Source organism: Roseomonas haemaphysalidis (assembly GCF_017355405.1).
Lineage (GTDB): Bacteria > Pseudomonadota > Alphaproteobacteria > Acetobacterales > Acetobacteraceae > Pseudoroseomonas > Pseudoroseomonas haemaphysalidis.
The window spans coordinates 3,171,715-3,189,495 of sequence record NZ_CP061177.1; the positions used below are offsets into that span (position 1 = coordinate 3,171,715).

The 17,781-nt window shown below is 71.3% G+C and carries 14 protein-coding genes; 8 read left to right on the top strand and 6 right to left on the bottom strand.

The window, feature by feature from the left end; all coding sequences use genetic code 11:
• Positions 1-7: 7 nt before the first annotated feature.
• Positions 8-289 (bottom strand): DUF6476 family protein, encoded by a 282-nt coding sequence (locus IAI59_RS14715; protein WP_237181140.1) that lies wholly within the window; start codon positions 287-289, stop codon positions 8-10.
• On the opposite strand from IAI59_RS14715, the gene IAI59_RS14720 reads away from it, so the two are divergent.
• A complete protein-coding gene (locus IAI59_RS14720) occupies positions 276-1,283 on the top strand; it encodes an RluA family pseudouridine synthase (protein WP_237180471.1) in 1,008 nt (335 codons plus the stop codon). The two genes, IAI59_RS14715 and IAI59_RS14720, sit on opposite strands and share 14 nt — an antisense overlap.
• Before the next feature lie 233 nt (positions 1,284-1,516).
• Complete coding sequence (gene rpoH / locus IAI59_RS14725; protein WP_207415581.1) at positions 1,517-2,404, top strand: RNA polymerase sigma factor RpoH; 888 nt, start codon at positions 1,517-1,519, stop codon at positions 2,402-2,404.
• An 80-nt stretch (positions 2,405-2,484) separates the two neighbouring features.
• On the opposite strand, the gene IAI59_RS14730 is transcribed toward rpoH, so the two are convergent.
• The 3 genes from IAI59_RS14730 to IAI59_RS14740 form a co-directional block, all read right to left on the bottom strand.
• Positions 2,485-3,774, bottom strand: a complete 1,290-nt coding sequence (locus tag IAI59_RS14730; protein WP_207415580.1) for an adenylosuccinate synthase — start codon at positions 3,772-3,774, stop codon at positions 2,485-2,487.
• 2 nt (positions 3,775-3,776) lie between these two features.
• Positions 3,777-4,922 carry an ATP phosphoribosyltransferase regulatory subunit gene (locus IAI59_RS14735; RefSeq protein ID WP_207415579.1) on the bottom strand — a complete coding sequence of 382 codons (1,146 nt, stop codon included), beginning with the start codon at positions 4,920-4,922 and terminating at the stop codon, positions 3,777-3,779.
• A gap of 111 nt (positions 4,923-5,033) precedes the next feature.
• Positions 5,034-5,561 (bottom strand): hypothetical protein, encoded by a 528-nt coding sequence (locus IAI59_RS14740; RefSeq protein WP_207415578.1) that lies wholly within the window; start codon positions 5,559-5,561, stop codon positions 5,034-5,036.
• On the opposite strand from IAI59_RS14740, the gene IAI59_RS14745 reads away from it, so the two are divergent.
• The 5 genes from IAI59_RS14745 to IAI59_RS14765 all read left to right on the top strand — a co-directional run bounded on the left by IAI59_RS14745 (position 5,527) and on the right by IAI59_RS14765 (position 14,572).
• Positions 5,527-6,381, top strand: a complete 855-nt coding sequence (locus tag IAI59_RS14745; RefSeq protein ID WP_207415577.1) for a tripartite tricarboxylate transporter TctB family protein — start codon at positions 5,527-5,529, stop codon at positions 6,379-6,381. The two genes, IAI59_RS14740 and IAI59_RS14745, sit on opposite strands and share 35 nt — an antisense overlap.
• On the top strand, positions 6,381-7,913 hold the full coding sequence (locus tag IAI59_RS14750) for a tripartite tricarboxylate transporter permease (RefSeq protein ID WP_207415576.1): 1,533 nt from the start codon (positions 6,381-6,383) through the stop codon (positions 7,911-7,913). The genes IAI59_RS14745 and IAI59_RS14750 overlap by 1 nt, the downstream gene beginning before the upstream one ends.
• Positions 7,914-8,017: 104 nt before the next feature.
• Positions 8,018-11,260, top strand: coding sequence for a transglutaminase family protein (locus IAI59_RS14755; protein WP_207415575.1), 3,243 nt, complete (start codon positions 8,018-8,020; stop codon positions 11,258-11,260).
• Positions 11,257-13,704 (top strand): circularly permuted type 2 ATP-grasp protein, encoded by a 2,448-nt coding sequence (locus IAI59_RS14760; protein ID WP_207415574.1) that lies wholly within the window; start codon positions 11,257-11,259, stop codon positions 13,702-13,704. Before IAI59_RS14755 ends, IAI59_RS14760 begins: the two co-directional genes overlap by 4 nt.
• A gap of 13 nt (positions 13,705-13,717) precedes the next feature.
• On the top strand, positions 13,718-14,572 hold the full coding sequence (locus IAI59_RS14765; protein ID WP_207415573.1) for a transglutaminase family protein: 855 nt from the start codon (positions 13,718-13,720) through the stop codon (positions 14,570-14,572).
• 58 nt (positions 14,573-14,630) lie between these two features.
• Here the strand turns inward: IAI59_RS14765 and IAI59_RS14770 are convergent, their stop codons facing one another.
• On the bottom strand, positions 14,631-14,957 hold the full coding sequence (locus IAI59_RS14770) for a hypothetical protein (protein ID WP_207415572.1): 327 nt from the start codon (positions 14,955-14,957) through the stop codon (positions 14,631-14,633).
• 115 nt (positions 14,958-15,072) lie between these two features.
• Complete coding sequence (locus IAI59_RS14775; protein ID WP_207415571.1) at positions 15,073-16,122, bottom strand: LacI family DNA-binding transcriptional regulator; 1,050 nt, start codon at positions 16,120-16,122, stop codon at positions 15,073-15,075.
• Positions 16,123-16,383: 261 nt separating this feature from the next.
• Here IAI59_RS14775 and IAI59_RS14780 point away from each other — a divergent pair, with 261 nt between their 5' ends.
• A complete protein-coding gene (locus tag IAI59_RS14780; RefSeq protein ID WP_207415570.1) occupies positions 16,384-17,763 on the top strand; it encodes an LLM class flavin-dependent oxidoreductase in 1,380 nt (459 codons plus the stop codon).
• The last annotated feature ends 18 nt before the right edge of the window (positions 17,764-17,781 follow it).

Consider the following 17,781-nt stretch of genomic DNA (forward strand, 5'->3'; position numbering starts at 1 on the left):
TGGCTCCTTATTCGCCCAGGCGGATTTCCCCGGTCTGGCGCAGGCCGCGCGGGTCCAGCATGAGAACGCGGCCGCCGTCCGGGCGGTCGACCCACACCGCGAGCTGCCCATCCAGCGTGGCAATGCCGGCGATACGGCTGCCGGCGGGCTGCCGCAGGGCCAGTTCCGTGTTAACAGCCACCCCCTGCACGGCCTTGCCGCCCCGCTGGATGACCAGCACCACCAGCAACACCGTGGCGGCGACGATCATCACGCCCATGACGGACACCAGAATTTTGAGCGCGCGCACCGAACCCTCCGCGGATGGACTGACCGAAACCTTTACCCTGCCGGCCGGCGCCGAGGCGGCGGGGCAGCGGGTGGACCGGTTCCTGGCGGCCGGGATAGGCACGCTGTCCCGCTCCCGCGTCAAGGCGCTGATCGAGGGCGGGCACGTGACCCGGGACGGCCAGCCGATGACCGACCCGTCCGAGGCGGTGCGCCCCGGCTCCACCTACGCCGTGGCGCCGCCCGCCGCCCTGCCCGCCACGCCGCAGGCGCAGGACATCCCGATTTCCATCCTGTTCGAGGACCGCCACCTGATCGTGCTGGACAAGCCGGCGGGCCTGGTGGTCCACCCCGCCCCTGGCAACCAGGACGGGACGCTGGTCAATGCCCTGCTGGCCCACGCGGGCGAAGAGCTGTCCGGCATCGGCGGGGAGAAACGGCCCGGCATCGTGCACCGGCTGGACAAGGATACCTCCGGCGTCATGGTGGTGGCCAAGACCGAGCGGGCGCACCAGGCCCTGTCCGCCACCTTCAGCAGCCGCGAAGCGCTGGAGCGTTCCTACCTGGCCCTGGTCTGGGCGGTACCCAGCCCGCCGGCGGGCGAGGTGGATGCGCCGATCGGCCGCCATCCCACGGACCGCAAGCGCATGGCCGTCGTGGCACGCAACGGCAAGGATGCGTTGACGCGCTTTAGCACGGAACGGGCCTGGGGCACCGCCTGCGCCCTGCTGCGCTGCCGCCTGGCGACGGGGCGGACGCACCAGATCCGCGTGCACCTGTCCCACATCAACCATCCGATCGTCGGTGACCCGGTCTACCTGAAGCGGGTGCCAGCCGCGGCGCGCAGCCTGCCCGTCTATGCACGGGATGCATTGCTGTCCTTCCCCCGCCAGGCGCTCCACGCGGAGTCTTTGGGGTTCCCGCACCCGGTCACCGGTGAAAGCCTGCGTTTCTCCGCCCCCATCCCACAGGATTTCAAGGAGTTGCTTAGGTTGCTGGACGGTAACGAGGGGTAACCCGACTATTTCAGTCGGGATTAACTTGCGCAACCTCTGTCCGCTTGATAGCGTTGGAACAGTCGCCAATGCCGGGTGCCAAGCGAATGGCACACCCCACCGAAGCCGCCCCCAACGTGACCGTGGGGCGGGCGTGGTGTGCCAGGGCCCAGCATGGTGCGACCCGGACCTAATGCCTGTCCGGGGCTCGCCGTCACAGGGGCGCCCGGCAGGTGCAGGAGGCAGATGTAGCCATGGCTTCCACGACTTCGATGATTCCGATCGCCCCCGAGGGCAATCTCTCCCGCTATCTGCAGGAGATCCGCAAGTTTCCGATGCTGACGCCTGACGAGGAATTCAAGCTCTCCAAGAGCTGGAAGGACCAGGGCGACCACAAGGCTGCCCATCGTCTCGTCACGTCTCACCTTCGTCTCGTGGCCAAGATCGCCATGGGCTACCGCGGCTATGGGCTGCCGGTCGGTGAGCTGATCAGCGAAGGCAACGTCGGCATGATGCAGGCGGTGAAGCGCTTCGACCCCGACCGCGGCTTCCGTCTGGCCACTTACGCCATGTGGTGGATCCGCGCGGCGATCCAAGAGTACATCCTGCATTCCTGGTCGCTCGTGAAGATGGGCACCACGGCCGCGCAGAAGAAGCTGTTCTTCAACCTGCGCCGGCTGAAGGGCCAGATGGCGGCGCTGGAGGAAGGTGACCTGCAGCCCGAGCAGGTGGCCAAGATCGCCCATACGCTGCAGGTGCCGGAGCAGGACGTCGTGTCCATGAACCGTCGCCTGGCCTCGCCCGACAATTCGCTGAACGCGCCGGTGCGCGCCGACAGCGAGGGCGAGTGGCAGGACTGGCTGGTGGACGACAGCGAGTCTCAGGAAACCGAGATCGCCGAGCGCCAGGACATGTCCAACCGCCGCGAGCTGCTCGGCGAGGCACTGAAGACGCTGAACGAGCGGGAGCGCCATATCCTGATCGAGCGCCGCCTGAAGGACGAGCCGACCACGCTGGAAGAGCTGTCCCAGCAGTACAATATCTCGCGCGAGCGGGTGCGGCAGATCGAGGTGCGCGCCTTCGAGAAGCTGCAGAAGAGCATGAAGACGCAGATCATGGAGCGTCGTCTGCTGGTCGACTGATCCGGCAGGCTGAAACGATAAAGGCGCGGTCCTTCCGGACCGCGCCTTTTTTGTTGGGCGGGCGCCAGGCGCCCCTCCCCTCACCCCGCGAAGGGGTCGCTCACCAGGATGGTGTCGTCGCGCTCCGGGCTGGTGGACAGCAGCGTTACCGGTGCCTCCACCAGTTCCTCGATGCGCTTGACGTACTTGATGGCCGTGGCCGGCAGCTGCGCCCAGGAACGGGCGCCCTGCGTGGATTCGCTCCAGCCTTCCAGCGTCTCGTAGATCGGCTCGGCCTTGGCCTGGGCCCCGGCGGCGGCCGGCAGGCGCTTCACGACCTCGCCGTCGATCCGGTAGCCGGTGCAGATCTTCAGCTCCGTCAGCCCGTCCAGCACGTCCAGCTTGGTCAGCGCCAGCCCCTGGATGCCGCCGACCTTGACCGCCTGGCGCACCAGGCAGGCATCGAACCAGCCGCAGCGGCGCGGCCGGCCGGTGACGGTGCCGAACTCACGCCCACGCTCGCCCAGCCGGCGGCCGATGTCGTCGAACAGCTCGGTCGGAAACGGGCCGGAGCCGACGCGGGTGGTATAGGCCTTGGCGATGCCCAGCACCGTGCCGACCATGTGCGGCCCGACGCCGGCACCCGCCGCCGCGTTGCCGGCGACCGTGTTGGACGAGGTGACATAGGGATAGGTGCCGTGGTCGACATCCAGCATCACCGCCTGGGCGCCCTCGAACAGCACGCGCTTGTTGCTGTGCCGTGCCTCGTCCAGCCGCTCCCACACCGCTTCCGAGAACGGCAGCAACTTCGGCGCCAGCGCCAGCAGGGCATCGAGCAGCGCCTGCTTCTCGAACAGCTCGGCGCCCAGGCCCTTGAGCAGCGAGTTGTGATGCAGCAGCAGCTCGTCCAGCTTGCGCGACAGCGTGTCCGGCTCGGCCAGGTCGCAGATGCGGATGGAACGGCGGCCGACCTTGTCCTCGTAGGCCGGGCCGATGCCGCGGCCCGTGGTGCCGATCTTGTCGCCACCGCGCGCGGCCTCGCGCGCCTTGTCCAGCGCCGGGTGCAGCGGCAGGATCAGCGGGGTGTTCTCGGCGATCCGCAGGTTGTGCGGGCTGACCTCCAGCCCCTGCCCCTGCACGCGGGCGATCTCGGACAGCAGCGCGTCCGGGTCCAGCACCACGCCGTTGCCGATGATGCCCAGCTTGCCGCGCACCACGCCGGACGGCAGCAGGCTCAGCTTGTAGGTCTGGTTGCCCACGACCAGCGTGTGGCCGGCGTTGTGGCCACCCTGGAAGCGGACGACGATGTCGGCGCGGCTGGCCAGCCAGTCGACGACCTTGCCCTTGCCCTCGTCGCCCCACTGGGCGCCGATGATGGCGACATTGGCCATGGCTACGCGTTCTCCTCGATCAGCGCGGCGACGGTCCCGCGCAGGATGTGGCTGCACCGCAGGCTGTGCGGCGTGTCGGCGGCGGACAGGGCCGCCACGGTGGTGAAGCCCTGGGCGCGCAGCGTGGCGGCGGCGGCCGCGTCGCCGCCACGCGGCACGAACACCCGGGGCGGCAGCGGCCGGGGCAGCACCGCGCGCCCCACGGCATCGGGGTAGAGGGTCATGCCGGTCGCCGGCTCGTCGCCGGACAGATAGCGGCCGCCGCGCGCCAGCTCCCCGGTCTGGCCCGGGCCGTAGAGCGTGAAGGCGACGCCCACGTGGTATTGCAAGCCGCGGAACTCCACCGGGTCCAGCGTGATGCGCAGTTCCGGCGCCCGGGCGCGGATGGAGGCGACAATGGCGGCGGCGTTGTCCGCGATGGCGCGGGCGACGGGGGGCAGCGCGGCCTGGGCCAGGGCCGCCAGCGCGCCATCCGCGGGACCTGCCGCCGTCAGCAGCGCGGTCAGCCCGTTGGCGGGCGGGCCGGCCTCGGCGGCCAGGGCGGTGACGGCGGCGGCGTCCTTGCGGTCCAGCGCGCGGGCCAGCTTGCGGCGCAGGTCGCCCTGCGCGCCGGCGGCATCCAGCAGCGCGGGGGCCATGGTCGGCAGGGTGATGTCCAGGCTGGGGGATACGATGCCGGCGGCGGCCAGCGCCTCCACGCCCAGCAGCGCCACCTCGGCATCCGCCTCGGCGCTGTCGTGGCCGATCAGCTCGATGCCAACCTGCGGGATCTGCCGCTGCGGTGCCAACTGGCTGCCACGCACCCGCAGCACCTGCCCGGAATAGGACAGCCGCAGGGGCCGCGCGACGCCCGCCAGGCGGGTGGCGGCGATGCGCGCCACCTGCGGCGTGGTGTCGGCGCGCAGCCCCAGCATGCGGTGGCTGTCGGGGTCCATGACCCGGAAGGTCTGGTCCGCCATGGCAGCGCCGGAGCCGGCCAGCAGGCTGTCCTCGAACTCCAGCAGGGGCGGCTTGACGCGCTCATAGCCGTGCGTGGCGAAGACGGCGTGCATGGCTTCCACCAGCGCCGCTTCCCGCGCCGCCTCGGGCGGCAGCAGGTCGGTCAGGCCGGAAGGCAGCAGGGCGGGGCTCGGCAGGTCGTCGGTCATGCGTCCGGTGTGTCGGGACAAGGGGGCGGGCGCTGTGTGGCAGCGCCGCGCGGCGGGGGCAAGGGGTCGATCGCGCTTCCGCCCCCCGCCGCCCGCCCCGTCCCGGCCCGGTCAGCGCGAGAAGACGTCCATCGGGGACATGACGTCGTTGTTGATCTGCCCGGCGGCGGCGGCGGCCTGCGGCAACGGCGGCAGGTCCGCGAGGCGCTGCAGCGTGGCCGCCCCGCCCAGCGTGAAATCCGGCGTGGACAGGGCGTTGCGCGCGCCTGCCTGATCCTGGGCCTCCAGCGCGCGGGCGGCGCCGCGCAGGCCGGCCATCACGGCGGCGGGCGCCGCATCGGGGCGGATGCCCAGCGCCTTGCGGGCCTCGTCGCGCCCCAGCTTCAGCTGCAGGGTGGTGGTGCCCAGCACCTGATTCTGCCAGTAGCCGGAATTGGGCACCGCATCCGCCAGATATTCCAGTTGCGCCAGCGACAGCGCCGCACGCCCCGGCTGTCCGCGCTGGTTGCGCAGGTCGCCGAACTGGAAGGGCGCGTTCAACGCCGCACCGCGAACCGGGTCCCCGGCCCCGCCCAGATAGGCGCCGGGCGCGGAAGGATCGGCCGTGGCGCAGCCCGCCATCAGGGAAAGCGCAAGCAAGGCCATGGGAATCCGGGGGCGCTGGGTCATCACGCGAATCTGGGCATCCGCGTGGGGGAACCAAGGGGGCCAAGGTGTCGAAGCTGTCAGAACAATGCTTTCTGTATTTTTACTTATGTTCTGCTGTCACCACCGGGCGCAGTTGCATGAGAGGGGTGCCGGCGCCTCCCCGACCAACCACCCATTCCCCATCAAACCATTGTTTTTACCACATAATTTTGGAACCCTCGCCAAGGCCGCCGCAGAAATCGGCACATTGGCGCCAACCAGCTTGTTGCGCTTTTTACTTCTGTCTAAAGTCAACCCAGCTAAGAAAAGGGTGGGACGTTCAATGAATTTGCTGACATCTTCTCGAAGCAAAGACTATTGCGGCGGCGTCATCTTGATCCTGATGGGCGCCAGCGCCGCGCTGACGGCGCAAAACTACCGGATCGGCTCGCTCAACCGCATGGGACCGGGATATTTCCCCGCCGCCCTGGGCATTCTGCTGGCATTGACGGGCCTGACGCTGATCGGCGTCGGCATGGCCCGCCGCGCGCGTCAGGCCGCGGCGGATGCGGGGCCTGCGGAAACCCATCCGCCGGAATGGCGCGGCTGGCTGTGCATCTGCCTCGGCGTGGTCGCCTTCGCGATCATCGGCAACCTGCTCGGGCTGGTCCCCGCCACCTTCGCCTGCGTCTTCATCGCCGCCATGGGCGACCATGACAACCGCCCGCGCGACGCGCTGCTGCTGGCCATCGGCGTCACCCTGGCGGGCGTCGCGGTGTTCTGGTGGGGCCTTGGCATCCAGTTCCCGCTGTTCAGCAAGGACTTCATGTGATGTGGCAATCCCTGATGGACCTAGGCTACGGCTTCGGCCTGGCCCTGGAGCCGCACAACCTGTTCTGGTGCTTCGTGGGCGTGCTGATCGGCAACCTGATCGGCGTGCTGCCGGGCACCGGCGCGCTGACCGCCATCTCGATGCTGCTGCCGCTGACCTATGCCATGCAGCCGGTGCCCGCCATCCTGATGCTCGCGGGCATCTTCTACGGCTCGCAATACGGCGGCGCGATCGGCGCCATCCTGCTGAACCTGCCGTCCCACCCGCCGCACGCCGTCACCTGCCTGGACGGCTACCCGATGACGCGCAAGGGCAAGGGGGGCACGGCGCTTGGCATCACCATGCTGGCGTCCTTCTTCGCCGCCTCCTTCGGCATCATCGTCATGGTCTTCGCCTCGCCGCTGCTGGTGTCGGTGGCCTTCAAGTTCGGGCCGACGGAGCTGTTCTCCATCATGCTGCTGGGCCTGATCGCCGGCTCCACCATGTCGCGCGGCTCGCCGGTCAAGGGCATCGCCATGACGCTGATCGGCCTGCTGCTGGGCTGCGTCGGCACGGACGTGGAAACCGGCCAGCAGCGCTTCAACTTCGGGCTGGTGGAGTTGTCGGACGGCGTGGAGCTGGTGTCCATCGCCATGGGCGTGTTCGGCATCGCCGACTTCCTGCGCCACGTGAACCGCATGAAGCACATCGGCAGCCTGCAGCCGGTGCGGTTCAAGGACATGCGGCCCAGCAGGGCGGAGATCAAGGAAGCCTTCTTCCCCATGCTGCGCGGCACGCTGGTCGGCACGCTGTTCGGCGCCATGCCGGGCACCGGCCCCACCATCACCACCTTTATCGCCTATGCGCTGGAGCAGAAGGTGTCCCGCACGCCGGAGAAATACGGCACGGGCATGATCGGCGGCGTCGCGGCGCCGGAAGCGGCCTCGCATTCCAAGACCCAGGTGGACTTCATCCCCACCATGTCCCTCGGCATTCCGGGCGATGCGGTGATGGCGCTGCTGCTGGGCGCGCTGCTGATCCACGGCATCCAGCCGGGGCCGCGCCTGATCTCGGAGCATCCGGACATCTTCTGGGGGCTGATCGCCAGCTTTTGGGTCGGCAACGTCATGCTGATGGTGCTGAACGTGCCGCTGATCGGCGTGTGGGTGAAGCTGCTGCAGGTGCCCTACCGGCTGCTGTTCCCGTCCGCGCTGTTTTTCATCTGCATCGGTGCCTATTCGGTCAACAACGACATCTTCGCCGTCTACGAGGTGCTGTTCTTCGGCATCGCCGGCGCGGTGTTCATGGCGCTCGACTTTCCCATCGCGCCCATCCTGCTGGGCTACGTGCTGGGCCCGATGGTGGAAGAGAACTTCCGCCGCAGCTTGACGCTGTCGCGCGGCAACATGATGACCTTTGTGAGCCACCCGATCAGCGGCACCATCCTGGGGCTGATCGTGCTGCTGCTGGCGCTGCAAACGTTTTTTGCCGTGCGGGCGCGGTTCTTCCATGGCAGCCGCCTGCCCCGCCCGCCGGTGCTGCAGGCGGAATAGCCTTCTCCCCTCCCCCCCGCCCGCCGGGCGGGGGGGCAATTGCGCTATTCGCGGCGCCCGTGGCCACGGTTATGCTGTTCTGCACAATGCCGCCGGGACCTTGAATGCCGCTTCATGTCGCGCTGACCCACCGTACCAGCTACCGCTACGACCGGCCGGCGACCCTGGGCCCGCAGGTGATCCGCCTGCGGCCGGCGCCGCATGCGCGGACCCCGGTGCTGTCCTATGCGCTGGACGTCTCGCCCAAGCCGCATTTCCTGAACTGGCAGCAGGACCCGCAGGGCAATTTCCAGGCGCGCGTGGTGTTTCCCGACCGGGTGACGCAATTCGACGTCACGGTGGACCTCGTGGCCGACATGGCCACCATCAACCCCTTCGACTTCTTTCTGGAGCCGCAGGCCGAAAGCTGGCCCTTCCAATACGACCCGGCGCAGGAGCAGGAGCTGGCGCCGTTCCGCCGCGCCGAGCCGCCGGGGCCGCTGCTGTCCGCGCTGCTGGCCCGCGTTCCGCGCGAACGGCAGGACACGGTGGGCATGCTGCTGGCCATGAACGCGCTGGTCAACCAGAGCGTGTCCTACATGGTGCGGCTGGAGCCGGGTGTCTGGACACCGGAGGAAACGCTGCAACGCGGCCAGGGGTCGTGCCGCGACAGCGCCTGGCTGCTGGTGCAGGTGCTGCGCCACCTGGGCTTCGCCGCGCGCTTCGTGTCCGGCTACCTGATCCAGCTTGTCGCGGACGAAACGCCGCTGGACGGCCCCGCCGGCCCGGCCAGCGACTTCACGGACCTGCATGCCTGGGCCGAGGTCTTTCTGCCCGGCGCCGGCTGGGTGGGGCTGGACGCCACCTCCGGCCTGCTGACCGGCGAAGGCCACATCCCGCTGGCGGCGACGCCGGAACCGCAGTCGGCGGCCGCCATCAGCGGGCTGACAAGCCCGGCGGAGGTGAGCTTCGACTTCGGCATGACGGTGCGGCGCGTCAACGAAAGCCCGCGCGTCACCAAGCCCTATGCCGGGGAAACCTGGGAGGCGATCGTCGCCGCCGGCCGGGCGGTGGATCTCCGCCTTTCGGCCGGCGACGTGCGGCTGACCATGGGCGGCGAGCCGACCTTCGTGGCCGCATCCGACCAGCAGGCACCGGAATGGAACACCGCCGCCCTGGGCCCCACCAAGCGGGCCTTTGCCGCCCGCCTGCTGCACCGGCTGCGGCCGCTTTGGGCCCCTGGCGCCGTGGTGCAGCACGCCACCGGCAAGCACTACCCCGGCGAGCCGCTGCCGCGCTGGGCGCTGAACGCCTTTTGGCGCGCCGATGGCGAGCCGGTGTGGCAGGACCCCGCCCTGCTGGCCGACGACGACCATGCCGACGACGCCACCGCCGCCGATGCCCTGGCCCTGGCGCGCGACCTGGCCGGGCGGCTCGGCGTCGGCGCCGCGCGGGTGATCCCGGCGCATGAGGACGCGCTGTTCTACCTGTGGAAGGAACAGCGCCTGCCGGCCAATGTCTCGCCCGAGGACAGCCGGCTGCGCGACCCGCTGGAACGCGCCCGCATGGCGCGGCTGTTCGGCCAGGGGCTGGGCGAAAGCGTGGGCGCCGTGCTGCCGCTGCGGCATGACGGGCACTGGCGATCGGCCCGCTGGTTCTTTCGCGACGCCACGCTGCTGCTGGTGCCGGGCGATTCCCCGATCGGCCTGCGCCTGCCGCTCGACAGCCTGCCCTGGGTCGATCCCGCCGCCATCCCGCTGGCGGTGGAACGCGACCCCGCCGCCCCGCGCGACCCGTTGCCGAAGCGGCGCGGGGCGGCGGAAGCCCCGCCCGAGCCGGAACCCGGGGCGGACGAGGCCGAGATCGTCCGCACCGCGCTGACGGTGGAAGCGCGCGGCGGCACGCTGCACATCTATTTTCCGCCGCTGGAACAGGTCGAGCCCTGGCTGGAGCTGGTCGCCGCCGTGGAACACGCCGCCGCCGCTGCCGGCCGCCGCGTGGTGCTGGAAGGCTACGGCCCGCCGCGCGACCCGCGGGTGCAAAGCTTTTCCGTGACGCCGGACCCCGGGGTGGTCGAGGTCAACATCCACCCCGCCGCCAGCTGGGACCAACAGGTGCAACGCACGGAGGAGCTGTACGAGGCCGCGCGCCAGGAAGGCCTCGCCGCGCAGAAGTTCATGATGGACGGCCGGCATGTCGGCACCGGCGGCGGCAACCATGTGGTGATGGGCGCGGCCAGCCCGGAGGACAGCCCCTTTCTGCGCCGGCCGGACCTGTTGAAGTCGCTGCTGGGCTTCTGGCACAACCATCCCAGCCTGAGCTTCCTGTTCGCCGGGCTGTTCATCGGCCCCACCAGCCAGCACCCGCGCATCGACGAGGCGCGGCAGGACGCGCTGCACGACCTGGAGATCGCCTTTCAGCAGGTCACGGCCTTTGAGCATCGCGAGCCCTGGGTCACCGACCGGCTGTTCCGCAACATCCTGTCGGACATGACCGGCAACACCCACCGCACCGAGTTCTGCATCGACAAGCTGTTCTCGCCCGACAGCGGCAGCGGCCGGCTCGGGCTGGTCGAATACCGCGCGTTCGAGATGCCGCCGCACCCGCGCATGGCGCTGGCGCAGATGCTGCTGATGCGCGCCGCCGTGGCCGCCTTCTGGGAACGGCCCTACGAGCGCCGGCTGGTGCGCTGGGGCACCCGGCTGCACGACGACTTCATGCTGCCGCACTACGCCGTGGCGGACTTGCACGATGCCATCGACGAACTGCGGGCCCTGGGCGCGCCGCTGGAAGCGGCGTGGTTCGCCCCGCATGCCGAATTCCGCTTTCCGCCGCTGGGCGAGGTGACGCTGGCCGGCGTGACGCTGGAACTGCGCCACGCGCTGGAGCCCTGGCACGTGCTGGGCGAGCAGGCCACCGGCAACGGCACCGCCCGCTACGTGGACAGCAGCACCGAGCGGCTGCAGGTCAAGGCCACCGGCTTCACGCCGGAGCGCTTCGTGGTGGCGGTCAACGGCCGCGCCATGCCGATGCAGCCGACCGGCGTGGCGGGCGAGTTCGTCGCCGGCGTGCGCTTCAAGGCCTGGGCGCCGTATTCCGCCCTGCATCCGACCATCAAGGCGCAGGCACCCCTGTGCTTCGACCTGTGGGACCGCTGGTCCGGACGCTCGCTGGGCGGCTTCGTGCACCACGTCGTCCATCCGGGCGGCCGCAACTATGACAGCATCCCGGTCAACGCCAAGGAGGCGGAAGCGCGCCGCCGCGCCCGCTTCACGCCCTTTGGCCACACCCCGGGCGCCATGGCCGAGCCGCTGGGATGCGGCAGCGCCGAGCTGGTCCGCACGCTCGACCTGCGCCGGCGGCCATGACGCCCGCGGCGGCGCCCCTGGACGAGATGGTGGACGGCGCCGGCCGGCTGCGCCCGCATTGGCGCGGCGTGCTGGCGGGCTTCGCCGACCACGAGGGCGGCGGCATGGCCGGCGCCGCGCACCGCATCGCCCGGGTGTTCGAGGAGGAGGGCATCACCTCGCTCCTGCCGGGCGAGGTGCCGAGCCTGGGCCAGGCCTCCTGGCGCTGCGACCCCGTGCCCATGGTGCTGCCGGACGAGGAGTTCGCCCTGCTCGCCGCCGGTCTGGCGCAACGCGCGCGCCTGCTGGAAGCGCTGCTGGCCGATCTCTACGGCCCGCAGGCGCTGCTGGCGGATGGCACCATCCCGCCCGAGCTGGTTCTGGCCAACCCCGCCTTTCTGCGCCCGTGCCGCGACGCGGGCGCCACCCGCCACCCCTTTCTGCACTGCTACGCCGCCGACCTCCTGCGCGCGCCGGACGGCCGCTGGCACGTGGTGGCGGACCGCACCAGCCGCGCCGGCGGCATCGGCCACGCGCTGGAAAACCGCCGCATCATGGCCCGCGCCCTGCCCGCCGTGCTGCGCGGCCACCCGGTGCGGCCGCTGCGGCCGTTCTTTGAGCTGTGGCAGGACGCGCTGGCGCGGCTTGCCCCGCCGCGCGCGGCGCCGGGGCAGGACAGCCCGCGCGTGGCGCTGCTGACGCCCGGCGTGCACCACAAGCTGTGGTTCGAGCACGTGCTGCTGGCGCGCGAGCTGTCCTGCGCGCTGGTGGAGCCGGGCGACCTGGCGGTGCGGGGCGGCGCGGTGTTCCTGAAGACCCTGCAGGGCCTGCAGCCGCTGGACGTGCTGCTGCGCCGCGTGCCTGGGCGCGGGCTGGATCCGCTGGAATTCGACGGCGCCGTGGCCGGCGTGCCGGGGCTGCTGGACGCCGCCCGGCAGGGTGCCGTCAAGATCGCCAACGAGCCGGGCGCGGGGCTGGTGGAAGGCGCGGGCATCGCCGCGCTGTTGCCCGCCCTGGCGCCGCGCCTGCTGGGCGAGCCGTTGCTGCTGCCGCAGCCGGAAACCCTTTGGCTGGCCGACCCCGCCGCCATGGCCGCCGTGCGGCGCGACCCCGCCGGCTGGGCGCTGCGCCCGGCGCGCGGCGGCAGTGGCGCCAGCGCCCCCATGCCGCCGGACCCGGCCGCCCGGGGGCGCGACTGGGTGGCCAGCCGCGTGCTGGCGCCGTCGGTCGTGCCCTGCGTGCAGCAGGGCGGGCTGGTGCCGCTGCCGCTGCGGCTGCGGCTGTTTCTGGTGCAGGATGGCGCCCGCTGGCACGCCCTGCCAGGCGGGCTGGCCCGGGTGCAGGGCGCGTCCGGCCTGCTGGCCAAGGATGTCTGGGTGCTGAACCGGGAGGAAGCCCACACCGCCGGTGCCGCCGCGCAGCCGCAGCCCCCCATGGCGATCCGCCGCGCGGTGGGGGAGCTGCCGTCCCGCGTGGCGGACAACCTGTTCTGGCTGGGCCGCTACGTGGAGCGGCTGGAAGGCGGTGCCCGGCTGCAGCGCGCCACCCTGACCCGGCTGGACCGCGGCACCATGCTGCCGCGCGAGCAGGCGGAGCTGTCGGCGCTGTTTCTGTGCCTGCGCGACGCCGGGCTGGCCGAGCCGGAAGACCAGCCCACCGCCGGCACCACCGGCCCGCTGCGCGAGGCGCTGTTGCGCGGCATCCAGCCCGGCGGCGCCATCGCGGAGCTGCTGGCGCAGGTGGCGCGGCTGGTGGAGGCGGTGCGCGACCGCCTGACGGCCGACATGTACGCCACCTTCACCCTGCCCCTGCGCGCGCTGCGCATCGCCGCGCAGCAATCCGGCGGGCTGGCGGGGCTGGAAGCGCTGCTGGGCCAGGTGCTACGCTACACCGCCAGCGTCGCCGGCGTCGCGGCGGAGAACATGGTGCGCGCCGGCGGCTATACCTTTCTCGACCTCGGGCGGCGGGTGGAACGGGCGCAAAGCATCGCGGCGCAGCTGCGCTTCTCGCTGGCGCAGCCGCCGGCGCGGCTGGAAGGCGGGCTGAAGCTGGCGCTGGAGCTGTGCGATTCCGTGATCACCTATCGCAGCCGCTACCTTGGCGTGCTGCAGCCGGCGCCGGCGCTGGACCTGGTGCTGGCCGACCCGGGCAACCCCCGTGGCCTGGGCTTCCAGCTGCACGCCATCCGCCGCCTGCTGGCCGAGCTGCCGGGGGGCGGCGCCGACCTCGCCCAGGTGGCCGCGCTGCTGGTGGCCGAGGTGGAGGCGCTGCCCGCCCTGGTGCAGGCCAGCCCGGCGCAGGACGCCGCCACCACCGCGCTGCCGCCCGTGCTGGCGCGCATCGAGGCCGAGGTGGCGCAGTTGTCGGATGCCGTGACCCGGCGCTACTTCGCGCTGCTGCCGGCCTTGCAGGCGGTGGGCGGCGCGCCGGCCGGGGCACCGCCCCTGCTCGCCGGCGCCGCCTGAGGATCCGGTCCCGATGCAATGGCGCGTCCGCCACGTCACCACCTACCGCTACGCGGAAACCGTGGACCTGGCCAACCACCTGCTGCACCTGCTGCCCCGCGCGCTGCCGTGCCAGCAGGTGCTGGCGGCGACGCTGAGCTGCACCCCGCCCGCGGCACTGCGCACCGACGCCCTGGACCACTTCGGCAACCGGGTGACGCGCCTGTCCATCGACCGGCCGCACGACCGCTTCGAGGTGGTGGCCGAGGCCTTGGTCCGCCGCGCCGCCGCGCCGCCGCCGGCCGCCGGCGCCACGCCGCCGTGGGAAGCGGTGGCGGCCTGCCCCACGCCGGCGGCGGCCGAGTTCGCCTTTCCCTCGCCCATGTTGCCGGAACACGCCGAGGCGCGCGGCTACGCCGCCCTCTCCTTTCCGCCCGGCCGGCCGGTGCTGGAAGGACTGCGGGACCTGAACAGCCGCATTCGCCGCGACTTCCGCTACCGCCCGGGGGAAACCGGCGTGACAACGCCGGTGTCCGAGGTGCTGGCGCGCCGCGCCGGGGTTTGCCAGGACTTCGCGCAGCTGATGATCACCGGGCTGCGCGGGCTCGGCCTGCCGGCGCGCTACGTGTCCGGCTACATCCGCACGCATCCGGCGCCGGGCAGCATGGCGCTGCGCGGCGCCGACCAGTCGCACGCCTGGGTGGGCTGCTGGCTGGGCGAGGCGGATGGCTGGGTGGACCTGGACCCGACCAACGACTTGGTGGCGGGCGAGGAGCACGTGGTGCTGGGCTGGGGGCGCGATTTCGCCGACGTGTCGCCCCTGCGCGGCATCATCCTGGGCGGCGGGCGGCACCGGCTGGAGGTGGCCGTGGACCTCGCCGCCGCCTGACGGCCACGCCGCGGAACGGCAACGCGGGGCCGATGCCCGCCGCGCCCGGCACCCGGGATCAGCGCACCGTGAAGCGGCTGATCTCGCACACGTTGATGTTGCGCTGCTCCACTCTGCGGCCACCCTCCAGCACCGCCAGGACGTCGAAGCGGCAGGCGCCCGAGCCGTCGTCGATGTTGATCATGACGGAACGGCCGCTGGGCAGCGTGCTGTCGCCCAGGATGTCCTCTTCCCAGTTCGAGCGCTGGCTGTTGGACGCGTAGAACTCGCGCAGCTCGCGGCCCGAGGCGTTGACCACCTCCACCCGCCGGTCCTCCGCCGCCTGCGCCAGCACGGGTGTCAGGGTGGCCGCGCTCAACAGCGTGGCGAGCAGAAGATGGCGCATGGTCGGGTGTTCCTGGCCCCGCCGCCCGATGCGGCGGGTTGCACGACGGAACCATGTGGCCCCCGCCGCCCGCAAGCAGCCCGGTGCCTCATGCGCGCGGCTGCCGGGCGATGGATCAACCCGCGGGCGTGTTGTCCGCTGCCGGCCGCACCGAACCGCGCACCACCAGCCGCCCCCGCAGGCTCACCGCCTCGTCCGGCAGGTCCGGGTTGGTCATGCGGGCGGCCAGCAGGTCGAGCCCCCGGCGCACCATGGCGGACAGCGGCTGCGCCACGGTGGTGAGGTCGTAGATCGGCCGCGCGGCCTCGGCGATGTCGTCGAAGCCGACCACGGACAGGTCGCGCGGCACGCGCAGCCCGCCCAGGCGCAGGCCGTCCATCACGCCCATGGCGATGATGTCGCTGACCGCGAAGACCGCGTCCGGCCGCTGGCCCGGCGGCAGCGCCGCGATGCGCTGGCCGGCGGCGTAGCCCCCGTCATAGGTGGATTGTCCGTCCAGCCGCAGCATGGGGCGCAGCCCGTCCTGCTCCAGCCGGCTCAGAAAGCCCTGCTCGCGCTCCACCGCCGTGGAGGTGGGGTTGGAGGTGATGACCGTGGCGAAGCGCCGGTGGCCGCGCGCCAGCAGCAGTTGCGCCAGCTCGGCCCCGCCCGCCCCGTTGTCGCAGGCCACCGCGCTGCCGTGCTCGCGCGCCACGCGGTTGACCATGACCACCGGCACGCCGTTGCCGGCGCAGACCGCCGCGGCGCGCGACGACAGCGTGGCGGAGGTGATCAGGCAGCCATCCACCTTGTATTGCAGCAGCACCTCCGCCGTGGTGTCCTCGATCGGGCCGGCACCGGCGTGGATGATCAGCATGCGCAGGCCGCGTTCGGCGCCCTGGGCCACCGCCTCGTGCAGCAGGGCGGTGTAGATCGGGTGCGTGGCGGGGCCGAGCACCAGCCCGATCAGCCCGGACCGGCCGGACGACAGCGTGCGGGCCAGGGCGTTGGGCGTGTAGCCCAGCTCCCGCGCCAGCTTGGCGATGCGCTCGCGCGTTTCGGCCGAGATGCGCGGGTCCCCTTTCAAGGCGCGGGAAATGGTGGAAGGCGCCACGCCCGCCTGCCGCGACAGGGTCACGATGGTGGCGCGCCGGCGGGTGGCGCCTTCGGGCGGGAGGTCGTTCATCGCGGCATCCTAGCATGGTTTCTTGGTGCATCCGTTGGCGCAGTCAAACTGCCTCGCCAGGGTTCCTGAATACTGCACCGCACCAAATCGGGAAGCATTGCCGCCGAAGATTCGGGTTGACCCTGCGGCCTCTCCGGTCCTTACTGAGAGCCAGAAGCGCAAACGTTCGCGCAGCCCCGCCGGAAAGGCAGGGGCATGTCAGGAAACGATCCGGGCCGCGCGGCAGCGCGCCGCCCGGCCAGGAACAAGGGGCACGCCCGCATGAGCGACCAGCAACGTCAGATGAAGATGGTGGGCTTTCTGCAGGCGCAGAACTGCTCCATCGCCCCCGGCTCCTGGCGCCACCCGGCCAACCCGATGGACTTCACGACGCCGAAGTACTTCCAGCGCATCGGCCGCGCGCTGGAGGACGGCAAGTTCCACCTCGCCTTCTTCGACGACCGCCTGGCGATGCCGGACATCTACAAGAACGACCACCGCGACGCCGTGGAGAACGGCGTGCGCGTGGTCAAGATGGACCCGGCCACCATCATCACCGCCATCGGCATGGCCACCGAGAAGCTCGGCCTCGGCGTCACCTATTCCACCACCTATTACGAGCCCTTCCATGTGGCGCGGCTGTTCGCGACGCTGGACCTGATGACCGGTGGCCGCGCGGCCTGGAACGTCGTCACCTCGCTGAACAATTCCGAGGCCGCCAACTTCGGCCGCGACGAGCACCTGGCCCACGACCTGCGCTACGAGCGCGCCGACGAGTTCATGGAGGTGGTGCTCGGCCTGTGGGACAGCTGGGAAGACGGCGCCCTGATCGGCGACAAGGCCAGCGGCCGCTTCGCCGACGGCAGCAAGGTCCACAAGCTCGACCACAAGGGCAAGTTCTTCAAGTCGGCCGGCCCGCTGCCGGTGCCGCGTTCGCCGCAGGGCCACCCGGTGCTGATCCAGGCGGGGCAAAGCGGCCGCGGCCGGCAGTTCGCCGGGCAGTGGGGCGAGCTGATCTTCGTGGTCTACCCGAACATGGCCGCCGGGCAGAAGCAGTATGGCGAGCTCAAGGCCGCCGTCGCCGCCGCCGGCCGCAACCCCGACAGCGTCAACGTCTGCCCCGCCTGCTACGTCTGCGTGGCGGAAACCCAGGCGATGGCCGAGGAAAAGCGCGAATACATCCGCGCGCTGGCCAAGCCCATCGACGCGCTGGTGCTGCTGTCGGAAGCGCTGAACTTCGACTTCGGCTCCAAGGACCCTGACGCCAGCTTCACGGATGAGGAGCTGAAGAAGCTGTCCTGGACCGGCTTCAAGGAGCGCGTGGTCAACCTCAGCGGCAAGGCAAACCCGACGGTGCGCGACTTCGTGCACTTCTCCGGCCGCGGCACCATTGGCGAGTTTCCGATCTTTTGCGGCACGCCAACGCAGGTGGCCGACCAGATGCAGGAATGGTTCGAGGCCCGCGCCTGCGACGGCTTCGTGCTGGCCGCCACCCACATGTCCGGCGCCTTCGAGGACTTCTCGCGCTTCGTGGTGCCGGAGCTGCAGCGGCGCGGCCTATACCACAAGGACTACGCGGGCACGACGCTGCGCGAGAACCTTGGCCTGCCCAAGCCGGCGGCGGGTGACTGGCGCAAGGCGGCCCTACGCGCCGCCTCCTGAACAAACAAAAAAACAACA